Raw genomic sequence first — 14,269 nt, forward strand, 5'->3', positions numbered from 1 at the left:
CCGCGCGCTCGGCCTGATTGCGCCGCTTCTGCTGTTCATCCTCATCACCTTCATCGCGCCGATCGCGGACATGCTGTTCCGCTCGGTCGAGAACGACATCGTCAGCCAGACGCTGCCCCGCACCGTCGTCGCCCTTGACGACTGGGACGGTCAGGACATCCCGGACGAAGAGACGTTCCGCGCGCTCGGCGCCGACCTCGTCGTCGCGGCCGAGCTCAAGAACCACACCCGCCTCGGTTCGCGCCTGAACTACGAAACCACTGGAATGTCGTCGCTTTTCCGCAAGTCGGGACGCGGCGTCGATGACCTGGGCGAGGTCTATGCCGACCAGTTCATCGAGCTGAACGAGGCGTGGGAAGAGCCCTCGACCTGGGTTTCGCTCATGGCCGATCCCGATTGGCTCGATGCGCGCGCCGACTGGGCCGCGCAAGAGGACCCGGTCGGCCCCGAACCGGTCTTCGAAGTCTCGGAGCAGGCACAAGAGGCGCTGCCCCGCACCGCCCGCAGCTATGTCCAGTTCGCCCGGGTCATCCAGACCGAAGACAGGGACTCGCCGACCGAGGAAGAGCCCTGGAACATTGTCTACCAGGCTCTCTACGAGGACCTCACGGGCAGCTACACCGCCGGCGCTTTCGCAGGCGAACAGGCGCGACTTCTTGATAACGCTGCCGAAGCGGCAGTCGGGTTCGAGCAGATCTCGGTCCGCGACTTCTTCATCGACGAGATCGACGAGGACTGGGCCGACCCCGAGGTCTGGGGCACGATCAAGGCCTTCTCGTCGCCCTACACGGCCGGCTACTTCCTGTCGGCGATCGACATGCAGCTGACCCCGCAGGGGATCGAGTCGCAGCCCGAGGACCAGCAGATCTACATGCTGCTGTTCCAGCGCACGATGTTCATGTCGCTGACGATCATGCTCTCGTGCGTCCTGCTGGGCTACCCGATCGCGTTCCTGCTGTCGAACCTGCCGCTGCGCACGTCGAACCTGCTCCTGATCCTGGTGCTCTTGCCGTTCTGGACCTCGCTTCTGGTTCGTACCTCGGCCTGGAAGGTGCTGTTGCAGCAGCAGGGGGTCATCAACGACATCCTCGTCTGGATCGGTCTCATCAGCGACGGCAATCGCCTCGAGCTCATCAACAACCAGACGGGCACGATCATCGCGATGACGCACATCCTGCTACCCTTCATGATCCTGCCGCTCTACTCGGTGATGAAAACCATCCCGCCTCACTATGTCCGCGCGGCCAAGTCGCTTGGCGCAACGAACTGGACGGCTTTCTGGCGGGTCTACTTTCCACAATCTGTGCCAGGCATCGGCGCGGGCTGCATCCTCGTCTTCATCCTGTCGATCGGCTACTACATCACCCCCGAGATCGTTGGCGGCACCACCGGTACGTTCATCTCGAACCGGATCGCCTATCACATCTCGTCCTCGCTCAACTGGGGCCTTGCCGCGGCCCTGGGTTCGATCCTGCTCGCGCTCGTTCTGTTGCTCTACTACCTCTACGACCGCATCGTGGGCATCGACAACGTGAGCCTCGGTTAAGGAGACCCGACAACATGGAACTCCCTCCCTATGCCTCTCTGGGGCAGAAGATCTGGCACTACACGTTCTACGTGATCTGCGGCCTGATCTTCTTTTTCCTGATCGCGCCGATCCTCACGATCATCCCGCTGTCGTTCAACGCCGAGAACTTCTTCACCTTCACGCCGGGGATGCTGGCGCTCGACCCGGACGCCTATTCGCTCAAGCACTACAGGGACTTCTTCACGAACTCCCAGTGGCAGGACGCGATGTGGAACTCGATCAAGATCGCGCCTGTGGCGACCCTGCTTTCGGTGGGTCTCGGTACGCTTGCGGCGGTGGGGCTGTCGCAGTCCCACGTGCCCTTCCGCCGGGCGATCATGGCGATCCTGATCTCGCCGATGATCGTGCCGCTCATCATCTCGGCCGCGGGGATGTACTTCTTCTACTCCCGCCTCGGGATGCAGGGGACGTATTGGGGCGTCGTGCTGGCCCACGCGGCCCTCGGCATCCCCTTCGTCATCATCACGGTGACGGCGACGCTGGTCGGCTTTGACCGGTCGCTTACCCGCGCGTCGGCAAATCTGGGAGCCGGGCCGGTGCGCACCTTCTTCAAGGTTCAGATGCCGCTGATCCTGCCGGGCGTGATTTCGGGTGGACTCTTCGCCTTCATCACGTCCTTCGACGAGGTGGTGGTCGTGCTCTTCGTTGGCTCGGCGGGACAGAAGACGTTGCCCTGGCAGATGTTCATCGGCCTGCGCGAGCAGATCTCGCCAACGATCCTGGCCGTCGCGACGATCCTCGTGACGATCTCGATCCTGCTGCTGACCGGGGTCGAGTTGCTCCGCCGCCGGTCGGAAAAGATGCGGGGGATGTCTCCGGGTTGAACCGCTTCGGGTTGCGACACGGACGGGGAGGGCTGCGGCCTTCCCCGTTCGCGTTTGCCCGTCAGGGCAGGATCAGCAGCCAAAGCCAGACGCTCAGGATCGAAAAGGCCGTCCCCACCAGCACGCCGGATGCGGCGGATCGTTGGGCCCGGCCGTAGATGTTTGCGAAGATGTAGGTGTTGACGCCCGGTGCCATCGCGGCCGTCAGAACAGCCGCGCGCAACTGATCGACCGACAAGTTCAGAAGCGCCCCCAGCAGCCATGCGACGCTCGGGTGGACGACCAGCGAGGCGGTACAGATCAGCGCGATGATCTTCGCATCGCCTTCGATCTTGTAGCGGAAGAGGATGCCGCCCAACCCGAACAGCGCCGCGGGGAGGGCCGAGCGGATGATGAGGTCGAGCGCATCGTCGGCGACCTCGGGCAGGTCGATCCCGCTGAGGTTGACGACGAAGCCGAGCGCGATGCCGATCACCAGCGCGTTGTGGAACATCGCGCGGGTCACCTTACGGGGCAGGCCGGCCAAGGGTTCCCCGTGAGAGCGGACGATCTCCATCGCAGTGACACCGATCAGGTAGCACAGGGGCGGGTGGATCGCGATGATGGCGTAGTTGTAGCGCAGGATGTCCGATCCGAAGGCGCGTTCAGTGATCGGCAGGCCCAGAAGGGTCGAGTTCGAAAACAGCCCGCAGAAGCCGATGGCGATCGCCTCTTCCCATGGCCGGCCGAAGAACCGCGCCCCCGCGACACCCAGCGCGAAGCCCGACAGCGCGCCGGTGTAGAAGGTCAGCAAGAGCGGCCATGTGAACTCTTCGCCCAGGTCGATCTCGACGATGCCACGGAAAAGCAGGCAGGGGATGGCGAAGCGTTGCGTATAGGCCATGAGGCCGTCGACCCCGGTATCCGTAAACAGCCCGCGCCACACTGCCAGGTATCCCGCCCCGATCAGCAGGAAGACCGGCAGGATGACGTCGAGCAGCGCGCTCACGCGTCGTCCAGTTCAAGCACCATCATGTCGTGGGCAGGATCGACGTTGGCGGGAAGCTCGGTCCGCAGCGTCTCGTAATCGAGGTCGTTGTGCAGGTTCGTCAGCACCGCCAGCGCGGGGCGCGCACGATCGATCCAGCCCAGCGTCTGGGCCAGGTGCGAGTGGCTCGGGTGCGGCTTGCGCCGCAGCGCATCGACGACCCAGATGTCCAGCCCCTCGACCGCGGGCCAGGCCGCCGTCGGAATGTGGTTGACGTCGGGCAGGTAGGCGAGGCCGCCGACCCGAAAGCCCAGGGCGGTGATCCGCCCGTGCTCCACCTCGAAGGGATGCAGGGTGAGGGGACCGCCGGCACCGTCGACCTCGATGGGACCATCAATGCGGCGGTGTTCGAGGATCGGGGGATAGGCCGATCCCTCGGGCGTCTCGAAGGCATAGGCGAAGCGCGTGCGGATGTCGTGCGCACAGCTGTCTGTCATCCAGACGTCCACCCGCCGGCCCGTGTTCATGACGACCATGCGCAGGTCGTCCATCCCGTGGCAGTGATCGGCATGCTCGTGCGTCATCACCACCGCGTCCAGCGTACCGACACCAGCGTCGAGAAGCTGCGCCCGCATGTCGGGCGAGCTGTCGATCAGCACGCGCGTGGTCCCGGTACCGGTGATCCGTTCGACCAGCATGGAGCACCTGCGGCGAAGGTTGCGGGGGTTCGAGGGGTCGCATTTGCCCCAGTCCCCGCCGATACGAGGCACTCCGCCCGACGACCCGCAGCCCAAGATGGTGAAGCGCAGGGTCATGCAGCCTTCCAGAAGAGGCGCTCGAAATTCTCCTCGGTGCGGGCCGCGAAGGTGTCGTAGTCGAGGCCGAAGGTTTCGGCCGCGACCCGCGCGGTGTGGGCGGTGTAGGCAGGCTCATTGCGCTTGCCGCGATGAGGCGGCGGGGCGAGGTAGGGGCTGTCCGTCTCGACCAGGATGCGGTCCAGGGGTGCTTCGCGGAAGATGTCGCGCAGGTCTTCGGACTTCTTGAAGGCCGTGATCCCCGACATCGACAGGTAGAACCCGAGGTCCAGCGCCACCTGCGCGAGTTCGGCGGTGGACGAGAAGCAGTGCATCACGCAGGGATAGGGGCCCTTTACGTGCTCTTCGGAGAGGATGCGAGCCATGTCCTCGTCCGCGTCGCGCGAATGGATGATGAGGGGCAGGCGGGTCTGCCGCGAAGCCTCGATATGGATGCGCAGGCTCTGCTGCTGCACCTCGGCACTTTCAGCGGTATAGTGGTAGTCAAGGCCCGTTTCGCCGATCCCGACCATCCTGGGATGCTCGGAAAGTGCAATGAGCTCGTCCACCGTGGCCATCGGTTCGTCCGCGACGCTCATCGGATGGGTGCCGGCGGCCCAGAAGACGCCGGGGAATTCTTCGGCGATGGAACGCACGGCGGGAGCGTTCTTGAGCCTGGTGCAGATCGTGACCATGCGGTGCACGCCGGCCTCGCGGGCACGGGCGACGATTTCGGCGCGCTCCTCGTCGAAGTCCGGGAAATCCAGGTGGCAGTGGCTGTCGGTGATCTGGGGCATGTCCTAGCCGCGCAGGATCTGGCGGCCCGTCTCGTTGATCTTGAGGCCGGTATCTAGAACCAGCGCAGAGGGGTCAAGGTTGACCGCCCGCCCGTGATCCAGGCGCGCTGAAACCTCCTGGCTCAGGTGCGCCCAGGCTCGGCCTGCCCCCGCATGTTGACCGAGACGGGCCAGCATCTCGGCCTCGCCCTTCGTGGCCTCGGCTTCGGGCGGAACGCCGGCACCGGCGCGGGCAAGCCGCGCCAGCAGGAGCCCGATCAGGCGCACGAGCGTGTCCATGCGGGTCCGCCCGGCCGCGCCCGCGAGGCCGTTGGACAGCTTCAGAAGGCGGGCGCGGTCCATGTCCGGAACAGTCTTGGCGAGCGCGACCAGATCGGCATAGATCGCCGGACCACCCTCTTGCAGAAGACGCGCGGCTTCCCCGACCGAGCCCGACGCCAATTGCTGCAAGGCAGCCGGTTCGATTTCGGGGTCGAGGCCGGTGGCCGAGATCGCGTCGGCCAAGTCAGCGCCGCCGAGCGGGTGGCAGGCAAGCGTGCGGCAGCGCGAGCGGATCGTCGGCAGAAGCCGCGCGGGCGCGTGGCAGACCAGCAGGAACGTCGTGCGGGCCGGGGGCTCCTCGACCAGCTTCAGGATCGCGTTGGCAGCCTGCGTGTTCAACTGATCCGCGGCATCCACGATCACCACGCGCCGCCCTCCGTCGGTCGAGGACAGGTGCAGGAAATCGCGCAGCCCCCGTGCCACGTCCACGGTGATATCGCGCCGCTCGGTTCCCGTGTCCGAGCGAGTCGGGCGCATGAGGAACAGGCGCGGTTCGGACAGCGCCGAGACACGCGCGGCGACCGGGTGATCCGCCCCGATGTCGAGGCGTTCGGGGCCGTCGAACATGCCGTCCGCACCGGGGTCGGCGATCAGGAAACGCGCGATCCGCCACGCCAGCGTCGCCTTCCCCACGCCCCGCGGCCCAGTCAGAAGCCACGCGTGGTGCAACTTCTCGCTGGAATAGGCATCGAGAAACGCGCGCTCCGCACCGTCCTGACCGTAGAGGTGCTGGGTGTGGCGCGGGTGGGGCACGCCCTCGACGCGGTCCGGCTCGTAGGGGTCGGGATTGCTCATGGCAGGGCGGCGATGACGTCGCAGGCAATGCTGTCTGCGTCGCGATTGCCGTCGATGACGACAAAGCGCTCGGGCGCCTGCTGCGCGAGGTCAAGGAAGGCCGCCCGCATCCGCGCCTGCATCTCCACCCCGAAGCTTTCAAACCGCTCTTCCTGACCTTGCCGGGCCAGGGCGCGGCGCAGACCGACCTCGGGGTCGATGTCGATCAGGAAAGTCCTATCGGGTTCAACCGCGATGATCGCCTCGTGAAGCGCATCCACCGTGCCGCGCAAGTCGCCCCGTGTGACACCTTGATAAACGCGGGTGCTGTCGGCAAAGCGGTCCGAGATTACGATGGCCCCCCGCGCGACCTCCGGCCGGATCAGACGCTCGAGGTGGTCCCGGCGCGCAGCGGTGAAAAGCAGCAACTCTGTCTCGGCCGACCAGCGATCGGGATCGCCCTCGAGCACGAGACGCCGGATTTCTTCGGCGCCGGGAGAGCCGCCGGGTTCGCGCGTCAGCACGACGTCCCGCCCCAGCCTCTCGAGATGGGCGGCCAGACGGCGGGCCTGCGTGGATTTGCCGGAACCGTCGATGCCCTCGAAGCTGAGGAAAAGTCCCGTCACTCGACCTGTGTCTCGACCTGTGTCTCTGTCGTGGCCTCGCCGTCGCCGGAAACGCGGTCCATGGCCTTCGCCATCAGCACCGACGCGGCGACTTTCAGACGCGGCACGAACGAGCCCTCGGGTACGTCCGAGACGGCCAGCAGCGGGACCTTCTGATCCGGCAGTCCTTCGATCCTGATCGTGAGGGTGCCCACTTCGGTGCCCTTTGACACCGGCGCGAGCAGCGGTTCGGGGAACGTTGCCGTGGCTTCTATCTGGTCCTGCTCGAGCGCCGGGATCAGCATGGACTGACCGCTCGCCGTGACAAGATCGACAGTAGGGGCTTCCCCCATCCAGACATCGGCCGTGGCGACCTTCTCGCCCTCTTCAATGATGGTCTTCTGAACGAACTGGCGGAAGGCCCAGTTGACGATCCGCTCTGCCTCGTCGGCACGCGCCTCGGCACTGTCGAGACCCGTGATGACGAAGACGATGCGCCGGTCACCTTGCGCGGCCGAGCCGACCAGGCCGTACCCGGCTTCGGAGGTGTGGCCGGTCTTCAGGCCATCAGCACCGATCCCGAGTCCCAAGAGCGGGTTGCGATTGAACCGGTTCTGCGGCGCGCGGTTGTCGAACGCGAACTCCTTCTGTGCGAAATAGCCGTAATACTGGGGAAAATGCTCGATCAGTCGCGTGGCCAGCAGCCCCAGGTCATGCACCGACATGCGCTGATCCGGGTGCGGCCAACCCGAGGAGTTCGCGAAGGTCGAGTCCGTCATCCCGAGGTCGTGTGCCCGCTCGGTCATCTGTTGCGCAAACGCCTGCTCGGACCCGGCCAGCCCTTCGGCCACGACCACGCAGGCGTCGTTGCCGGACATCACGATGATGCCCTGGATCAGCTCTTCAACCGTGGGGCGGTCGCGTTCGTTCAGGAACATGGTCGAGCCGCCCATGCTTCGCGCATGAGTCGAGACGCCGAACCGCGTGTCCATGTCGACCCGCCCGTCCTCGAGAGCCTCGAACAGCATGTTGAGCGTCATCAGCTTTGACATCGACGCTGGCGGCAGCGGTTCGTCCTGGTTCTTGCCCAGGAGGACCGTATCGGTCGTCACGTCATAGACATAGGCCGCGGTGGCGTTGGTCTCGAACGCGGCTGCAGGCAGCGCGACAAGCAGGGCGAGGCAAGCAAGAAGATAGCGGATCATCAGCATCGGAAGCACTCCGGCAGGATTTTGGTCGGGTCTATCAGTCTCCGACGAGATACGCATCAGAGAAGCCCAGCTCCTTCACTTTCACGAGAAGCGCCTCGCGTTCCGACGCGTTCGCAGCCGGCCCTACGATCACGCGATAGAACGTCTTGCCCGAACTGGTCTGCCGCTTGATCGTCGGCGCAACGCCGATGTCGCGGAACGCGTCGGCGGTGTTGTCGGCATTCGCTTCCTGGCTGAAGATGCCGATCTGAATATAAGGCTTGTCCAGCGTCGACGGCTGCTGCGGCGGCGTCGCGGGCGCAGGGGAGGGAGCATCCTCCGCTTTGGCCGCAGCTTCCGGCATCGCGGCCGGAGTTGGCGGTTCGGCAGCGACCGTTGTGCCGGGCTCTTCGCGGCGCAGAGCGGTCACATTCAAAGTCGCCGGCTCGCCCGCACGCAGTCCAAGGGCTTCGGCCGCGTCCGAACTGACCTGCAGGGCAGGGCCGGCCGCATTGCGGTCCCGCCGGAACAGCGCTCCGATCACGAACCTGCCATTGTCCTCGTTCCTGATGACCACGCGCTCGGGGTCCTGCGTATCCGGATGGGCGACCCACACCCCGCCGAGCGACGGTCGCCCGTCCCACAGGCCGCGATCGGTGGCCTGGAAGATCTCCGGGGCTTCGACGTCACGCTCGACCAGGCGTTGCGTGGCCACGGGCCGTGTTTCTTCACCGTCGCCGCCAACCCGGACGCAGCCCGCCACGGCCAATGCCGCGCTCAGGCACAATACGCTTGCGCCGAGTCGCGTTGCTCGTCGGGAATCCGTCATATGTCTGCCTCGTCCTGCCCGCCGGCCGCGTGCCGGTTCTCGCGTTGAACATACAGAAGGCCTCTCCTGCTGAAAAGCGCCGGAAGTCTGCATGCGCGGGGGCGTGCACGGCTCTTTTCACCAGCCTTCAAGCCCTGTAAGCCCGGGGTGCCGGAGGAGTGGCAGAGTGGTCGATTGCGGCGGTCTTGAAAACCGTTGGGCGTGAGAGCGTCCCGTGGGTTCGAATCCCACCTCCTCCGCCACTTTCATGGCATAATCACCTAAAAGTGCTGTATTTTCAGGTTTTGTGACCACGTCACGCCCACATTGCACCCCACACTGCATATAGCAGTGGCCGTCCGGCTGTAGCTCGGTGCCACGGTCCGAAAACGTTGTTGTGGTCGGGAAGCGACGCGCGAGCGATCACGCGCCGTGGATTGCATGCACGAGATGAGGCCCGCGCCCAGACCTTGTTTTCGAAGACGCTGGCCGATCCGCCGAACCTGGCTTGTTCTGGTCTCCTGTAGGTGCGCTCGTATGCTCAGCCAATCGGGTGGAGAAAGAGCTGACACCCAACCTCACCTGAACCCACTTCTAGATTTGAACAGCTTAGGTCTTCCGGAGGCCGAGTTTCGTTACTTGCGCAGCCTCGGCTTTGGTTTCTGGATTGTGAGGTAGGTGCAGCGCGGTGGTCGGCACGCAGAGGTGACGATAGATTCCCCGCACGATTCCTAGCCTCTTTTCCTTCTGCGGTTCGTCTCGCGACAAAGGCTTCGATTTCTTCGTGATCCCGCATGCATGCGACTCGATGTACCGCAGCGTCTGCCGATCGCCTTCGCAGTTCAGGCGCACGTGGATCGCTTTGCCTAGCGCAACAGCACGTTTCGGTCTACCCTTCCGCAGCAACCGAACATTTTCAGCAATGTGAGAACAAAAATTGGAAGTCCACCGCACTCCAGTCCTAAACATCTTCGACACCAAGCAGCGCCTCGAAATCCCCCTGTTCCAACGTCAATACGTTTGGAACGAGGAGGAGCAGTGGCAGCCGCTGTGGGAGGATATTCAAAGGAAGTTTGCCGAGGCGATTGAAGGTGTAGGCGGTGCACCAAACCACTTCCTTGGCGCGATGGTGCTGGACCAAAAGCAAACGCCGACCGGCCATGTATTGGTGCGGCAGGTCATAGACGGCCAACAGAGGCTTACAACTCTTCAGATATTTCTAGCTGCGTTTCGAGATTTTTGTCTTGAAGCCGGGTGTCAAGAGCTTGCCGATGAGATTAGCCAATCCCTGTTCAACAAAGGTATGATGGCTAACCCTGATGTTGATCAGTTTAAGGTTTGGCCGACAAACCTCGATCGCGCCCAGTTCGTCGACGTCATCAGTGCTGGCTCAAGAGCCGATCTATTGAAACGCCACCCGACTCGTCGCCAGAAGTACGCGCGAAAGGATGATCCAAAGCCGCGGATGGTCGAAGCGTACCTGTTTTTCTTTTCATCTCTCAAAGATTTCTTCGTGGGAAATGCCTCAGAAGAGTTGATCGGCGGTGAGCACAGTCTTGCAGCGCGGCTGGAGGAATGCCTTCGCTCCATGCGGTCTTCTCTGCTCGTCGTTGTGATTGATTTGGACTCCGGGGATGATCCCCAAGTAATTTTCGAAACGCTGAATGCTCGCGGGCAACCACTGCTGCCGGCAGACCTAATTCGAAACTACTTATTTCTAAGGGCGAGGCGTGACAACCTCAATACTGAGAAAATTTACGGAGATCACTGGAGCCATTTTGACGACGAGTTCTGGCGTGAGGAGGTGCGGCAGGGGCGCTTAAACAGACCGAGGAGTGACATATTCATACAGCACCTACTGGCCAGCCGCCAAGGACGAGATATTCCCATCAAACACCTTTACGCTGAATATCGCCACTGGAGTGAGACGAAGGAAGCCGAGCTTAGCGTTCTTGATGAGCTAAAACTCATATCGGAACAGAGCCAGAGCTTTCGGCGAATACTGGCAGCCGATCCCAGTGATCCGATAGCTCCACTCGCGGAATTCTTAAGTCACTTTGACGTAAGCACAATCTATCCTTTACTGCTTAGTTTCTTCGAGGGTGAGCCGTCTGACGATGAGTGGCGGCATGTCGGGGAGGTGCTAGAATCCTACATTGTGCGTCGCGCAGTGTGTGACTTGGGGACCAAAAACTACAACAAGTTGTTCCTGAGCGCGGCGCGCAGTCTTCGGCGGGACGGATTTACTGCAAGAAACCTCGAACAGTTTCTTAAGTCGCAGTCTGGCGACTCCGGCCTTTGGCCCGATGACAGTAGATTCAAAGAGGGGTGGTTAAACAATGAGCTCTATAGACCGCTAGGGAGTGGCCGACTTGTGCACATCTTCGCGCGCCTAAATCAGAGATACGCAAGCTCTAAATCGGAATCTCTCAAGTTCGACGAGCGACCAACAGTAGAGCACATCATGCCCCAGAGCTGGCAGAAGCACTGGCCGCTTCAAAGCGGCGCGCAGGGTCTCACCTTCGTTGAGCTGCAGGACGCGGAAGAGACAGATCCAGTCGCGATTGCTACGCGTACGCGAAACAGGGCTGTGCAACGGTTAGGAAATCTCACGATCTTATCTCAAGCGCTTAACTCGGACGAGAGCAACCTTGGATGGGCGGCGAAGAAACCAAAGCTGATGGCGCACTCTCTGTTGCCGCTGAATCTGCAACTTCATCCAGTTTCGGATTGGGACGAAAAGTCTCAGTCGTCTCGTGGGGAGGAACTGTTTGGCCATGCTGTAGATATTTGGCGGCGGTGAACCATTCGGGATTCGGCGGTGGCAGAGAACATCTAGCATGATTGCTTCTGCCGCAACTGTCACCGCCGGATCAGAGCGGTTCCTACGGGCACTGCACACGTTTGCAGGGCCCGTAGATTGGTTCCTTCGCCAGCGATGCCTGCTGGCGGGACGTCGCGAACACCTGCGGAAGACGTCGCTTACACGACGCGCAATGAGGCGCTCCAACATCACGTTCGTAGCAGGCGGGTGTACCCTCTAGTGAGTGCCCCGCCAATCGTCATCACGGGTAGAGCGGCCAATCGCAACCGCAAGCACTCCTTTTATAGCGCATTTCGAGACGGCGAGGTTGGGGGTACGGGCCCGACCCAGAGGAAGTCGTATCGGCTATGATGGTGCCCACCCCACCCGTAGGGCGAGGCTCTGCTCTGCTGCAACGCGGCACGCCTACCCATTTCTCTTCGAACCGGCCGGTGGGCGTGTGCATCGCTTACGCTTCGGAGGAGGCACCGATGGGCGGGAAGCTGGCGTTCGCCGCTCTGTGCGCAGAGGTCGGGTCTGCGCACAGAGCAAGCTTTCGCTGCGATTCCACCAAAGACGGATGCCGAGGAGCCTGTCAGGAGTGGGCGATATCGAGAGAGCTGATTACGAATTGGCAAAGGTAGCCGGAGTAGTAGATGTTTGCCTCACGTAATCTGTGAAATCGAAGGCATCTTCATGAGCCAATTTCTTGTCAGCACCGATGCAGAAGGCGGAAGCGGCCCTCACATAAAGAAGATTCTGAAGGGTAAAAATGTTCGGATCGCGTCAGCCTTTATCGGGAAAGGGGCCCAGGACGAAGTCGAGGCTGGGGCTCAACTTGTTTGCGATATTGGTATGGGTGACACCAACCCCGTAGCATTGGAGGCGCTATCAGAAAAGCTCGGTAAAAATAACTTAAGATACACTTCCTGCTTTCATGCCAAGGTATACCTTTCAGATCAGGGTTGCTTGGTTGGTTCAGCAAATCTGACGAGTAATGGCATCGGGTTCCTGTCGAAAGCAAAATTAATTTAAGCTTCAATTCTTGTATCACCAGATGACGTGGTCGCAGAGTCGGCCAGCAGGTGGTTTGAGGAACTTTGGATTGATGCGGAAGTTGTTGGCCCTGAGGAAATCAAGTGGGCTGAGGCGACTTGGAACTCGAGTAAACGAGGCGCCCCGCAAGGCAGCCGCAGCTACGATAGCTTTTTTGACGCGCTAGAAGATGCAGAAAATGGCGTGGGCGGTGAATGGAAGTTTTTGCTGACGAGAGATCAGCATTCTAAGTCTGAAAGAGCGGCGATAAGAAAAAATGAAGCAGAAGTTGTTCGGAAAGTGGACTGGCAGCCGCAAGGTCGGTTAGACGCCTTCACTAATTTATCCAAGCGAAAGAAGCTCGGTGGACACTACATTAGCCTTCATCGAGGTGGTCGGGGAAAACTTTATCTCAAGCCGTTAGCATTTGTCGGCAACCTCGACCTTCGTGCTGAGGATAATAGTAAGGTGAAGGTGTCATACTTCTCTGTTTTGCCTTGGCAAGGAACAGACATGCCCACCCTATCGAATAAGGAGCTAGACAAAGATGGTTTGCTTAGTGAGCGGATCTTTAGCTTGAAGGACGGGAACCTGTTTGGGCGCGCACTCGATGCAAGAACTTTCGCCGATGCACTGCGAGTTTGATGTTCAAGAACGGGAGATAGCCTTTCATTTGATGTGAGTTCCGGCGCTAAGCCGAGCGCCACTGACTTGCATTGAGCAAGAGCGGATTTCTGCTGTGAACTCCGAGCAGGCGCTTTGGCCATAAGATGGCGGATGGTTTCTTACGCTTGTGCCAATATCTAGCGGACATTAAGGTCGCGCGCAAAGCTCGCTGCAGAGGTCCAGGCGCGGACTCCTGCTCAGGTGATCTGGTGAATTGAGAGGGCGCCGCAGATGGATGATGATCAACCGCTGTCTGAGACGAAGCTTGCCGAGCTGCTTGGCGCCAAGCCAAACGCACTGGGAATCGTGGGCTGTCCACGGCCGGGAGGGTTCATACAGTACGACGCACCCGATCTGGAGACGGCTGTGGCACTGGCTGCCGATTTGAAGGCCGAAGGTCATTATCTATACTTCCGCGGACAACGCGACGCGAATTGGCAGGTGGTTTCAAGTTTCGGGCGAGCCAACGAGGAATTTCGCGTGAAGGCGGTCACTGAGCTTGACGCCTTTTTTTCATTCGTCCGCAACGCCCCGCACCTCGTTCCCTATCTGCAGAGCGATGATGCGGTCATTGCCACGGCGCAGCACCACGGCCTCGCGCTGACTAACTTCATAGACTTCACGCGCAGTCCCGAGGTGGCAGGCTGGTTCGCGAGCGATGGAGCATCAAGCGAGGGTGAAGGTGCGATCTTTTTGGTCGATCCTAAGGCGGAGGAGGCTTTCGCCGCTTTGGGGGGAACGCTTCGGTCCATTCACTTGGACGTGCCGAATCTATGGCGGCTGCAAGCCCAGAAGGGCTTGTTCTTGGAAGCGCCCGGGAGTTTTGATCATCTCTGGCCACTAGACCGGATCGTCTTCCCCCATAGCAATGGGAGCTCAGGGATCCCACGGCGGCACATTTATCCTGACAGGAAAAGCTCCCTAGAACTCGCTCTCGAACAGTACGGCGTGACGCGAAGCCGGCAGGCGGCGTTCGAGGATACTATGAGAAGTGCAGAAGCCGGCGGCGTGTCCTTCGTGGAAGTGCGTGATGAACGCGAAACTACGCTCAGGACCCATTAATCAGGTTGAGGCTGTGCGGCCCGCATGATTCACGG

The 14,269-nt window shown here is 61.5% G+C and carries 12 protein-coding genes, 1 tRNA gene and 1 pseudogene; 7 read left to right on the forward strand and 7 right to left on the reverse strand.

The genetic code is table 11. The features are described 5' to 3' along the window. Both ACFDS3_RS16040 and ACFDS3_RS16045 read left to right on the forward strand, forming a co-directional pair. A partial coding sequence (locus ACFDS3_RS16040) for an ABC transporter permease (protein WP_375263364.1) occupies positions 1–1,546 on the forward strand: 1,546 nt, incomplete at its 5' end. Between the two features lie 14 nt (positions 1,547–1,560). Then, positions 1,561–2,412 (forward strand): annotated as a pseudogene (locus tag ACFDS3_RS16045) (ABC transporter permease); the annotation flags it as partial. A 61-nt stretch (positions 2,413–2,473) separates the two neighbouring features. Here ACFDS3_RS16045 and ACFDS3_RS16050 read toward each other — a convergent pair. The 7 genes from ACFDS3_RS16050 to ACFDS3_RS16080 are packed head-to-tail and all read right to left on the reverse strand — an operon-like array spanning position 2,474 to position 8,689. Then, entirely contained in the window at positions 2,474–3,400 is a 927-nt protein-coding gene (locus tag ACFDS3_RS16050) for an AEC family transporter (protein WP_375263365.1), read from the reverse strand. After that, complete coding sequence (locus ACFDS3_RS16055; RefSeq protein ID WP_375263366.1) at positions 3,397–4,194, reverse strand: MBL fold metallo-hydrolase; 798 nt, start codon at positions 4,192–4,194, stop codon at positions 3,397–3,399. Before ACFDS3_RS16055 ends, ACFDS3_RS16050 begins: the two co-directional genes overlap by 4 nt. Continuing rightward, on the reverse strand, positions 4,191–4,970 hold the full coding sequence (locus ACFDS3_RS16060; RefSeq protein ID WP_375263367.1) for a TatD family hydrolase: 780 nt from the start codon (positions 4,968–4,970) through the stop codon (positions 4,191–4,193). The genes ACFDS3_RS16055 and ACFDS3_RS16060 overlap by 4 nt, the downstream gene beginning before the upstream one ends. A 3-nt stretch (positions 4,971–4,973) precedes the next feature. Beyond that, the gene (locus ACFDS3_RS16065) at positions 4,974–6,086 is read right to left on the reverse strand and encodes a DNA polymerase III subunit delta' (protein ID WP_375263368.1); all 1,113 of its coding nucleotides are present in this window, start codon (positions 6,084–6,086) and stop codon (positions 4,974–4,976) included. Next, positions 6,083–6,691 (reverse strand): dTMP kinase, encoded by a 609-nt coding sequence (gene tmk, locus ACFDS3_RS16070; protein ID WP_375263369.1) that lies wholly within the window; start codon positions 6,689–6,691, stop codon positions 6,083–6,085. The genes ACFDS3_RS16065 and tmk overlap by 4 nt, the downstream gene beginning before the upstream one ends. Further along, the gene (locus ACFDS3_RS16075) at positions 6,688–7,881 is read right to left on the reverse strand and encodes a D-alanyl-D-alanine carboxypeptidase family protein (RefSeq protein ID WP_375263370.1); all 1,194 of its coding nucleotides are present in this window, start codon (positions 7,879–7,881) and stop codon (positions 6,688–6,690) included. Before ACFDS3_RS16075 ends, tmk begins: the two co-directional genes overlap by 4 nt. A 34-nt stretch (positions 7,882–7,915) precedes the next feature. Next, the gene (locus ACFDS3_RS16080; RefSeq protein ID WP_375263371.1) at positions 7,916–8,689 is read right to left on the reverse strand and encodes an SPOR domain-containing protein; all 774 of its coding nucleotides are present in this window, start codon (positions 8,687–8,689) and stop codon (positions 7,916–7,918) included. Between the two features lie 152 nt (positions 8,690–8,841). On the opposite strand from ACFDS3_RS16080, the gene ACFDS3_RS16085 reads away from it, so the two are divergent. From ACFDS3_RS16085 to ACFDS3_RS16105, 5 genes are all read left to right on the forward strand, one after another. Beyond that, positions 8,842–8,931: transfer RNA gene (locus ACFDS3_RS16085), tRNA-Ser, on the forward strand. A gap of 674 nt (positions 8,932–9,605) precedes the next feature. Continuing rightward, on the forward strand, positions 9,606–11,471 hold the full coding sequence (locus tag ACFDS3_RS16090) for a DUF262 domain-containing protein (RefSeq protein ID WP_375263372.1): 1,866 nt from the start codon (positions 9,606–9,608) through the stop codon (positions 11,469–11,471). Between the two features lie 696 nt (positions 11,472–12,167). Further along, complete coding sequence (locus ACFDS3_RS16095; RefSeq protein WP_375263373.1) at positions 12,168–12,506, forward strand: phospholipase D family protein; 339 nt, start codon at positions 12,168–12,170, stop codon at positions 12,504–12,506. A gap of 27 nt (positions 12,507–12,533) precedes the next feature. Then, entirely contained in the window at positions 12,534–13,151 is a 618-nt protein-coding gene (locus tag ACFDS3_RS16100; protein ID WP_375263374.1) for a hypothetical protein, read from the forward strand. 252 nt (positions 13,152–13,403) lie between these two features. After that, positions 13,404–14,234 carry an FRG domain-containing protein gene (locus ACFDS3_RS16105; protein WP_375263375.1) on the forward strand — a complete coding sequence of 277 codons (831 nt, stop codon included), beginning with the start codon at positions 13,404–13,406 and terminating at the stop codon, positions 14,232–14,234. Positions 14,235–14,269 lie beyond the last annotated feature (35 nt).

Origin of the sequence: Palleronia sp., assembly GCF_042089775.1 — a bacterium.
In the GTDB taxonomy this organism is placed as follows: Bacteria; Pseudomonadota; Alphaproteobacteria; order Rhodobacterales; family Rhodobacteraceae; genus Palleronia.

Bases quoted from the DNA above. Each gene is read 5' to 3' on its own strand.
- ACFDS3_RS16095 (WP_375263373.1), top strand. From the start codon at position 12,168: ATGAGCCAATTTCTTGTCAGCACCGATGCAGAAGGCGGAAGCGGCCCT.
- ACFDS3_RS16080 (WP_375263371.1), bottom strand. From the start codon at position 8,689: ATGACGGATTCCCGACGAGCAACGCGACTCGGCGCAAGCGTATTGTGC.
- ACFDS3_RS16065 (WP_375263368.1), bottom strand. From the start codon at position 6,086: ATGAGCAATCCCGACCCCTACGAGCCGGACCGCGTCGAGGGCGTGCCC.
- ACFDS3_RS16055 (WP_375263366.1), bottom strand. From the start codon at position 4,194: ATGACCCTGCGCTTCACCATCTTGGGCTGCGGGTCGTCGGGCGGAGTG.
- ACFDS3_RS16075 (WP_375263370.1), bottom strand. From the start codon at position 7,881: ATGCTGATGATCCGCTATCTTCTTGCTTGCCTCGCCCTGCTTGTCGCG.
- ACFDS3_RS16060 (WP_375263367.1), bottom strand. From the start codon at position 4,970: ATGCCCCAGATCACCGACAGCCACTGCCACCTGGATTTCCCGGACTTC.
- ACFDS3_RS16105 (WP_375263375.1), top strand. From the start codon at position 13,404: ATGGATGATGATCAACCGCTGTCTGAGACGAAGCTTGCCGAGCTGCTT.